Annotated in this window: 1 protein-coding gene; it reads right to left on the bottom strand. The window is 68.9% G+C overall.

Features of this window, described 5'->3' with window-relative positions; genetic code table 11:
* The coding region (locus SB751_RS30895) for a SecDF P1 head subdomain-containing protein (protein ID WP_410749136.1) at positions 1 to 270 on the bottom strand (270 nt) is incomplete at both ends.

Below are 270 nucleotides of genomic sequence, written 5' to 3' on the forward strand. Positions count from 1 at the left end.
GGCCGACTTGCCCGCAAAGCCGTGCTCGCCCGCCGTGATGCGAAAGCTGTCGCCCTCCAGCGGGCTTTGCAGCGTGGCCGACGACAGCAGCACGCCGTTCGAGCGCAGCTGCACGCGCTTGCCCACCCGGTTGCGGGTGAAGTCGGCCAGGGCCTGGCGGCTGCCGGGTTTGAGCACCACGTCGACGAACCGCATCGATGTGACCTGATCGGTGCCGGGGGTGGCGCTTTCGGCTTGCAGTGTCACGGTCTCGGCCAGGACAATGACGGG

Source organism: Cupriavidus sp. SIMBA_020, assembly GCF_046535395.1.
In the GTDB taxonomy this organism is placed as follows: Bacteria; Pseudomonadota; Gammaproteobacteria; order Burkholderiales; family Burkholderiaceae; genus Cupriavidus; species Cupriavidus campinensis.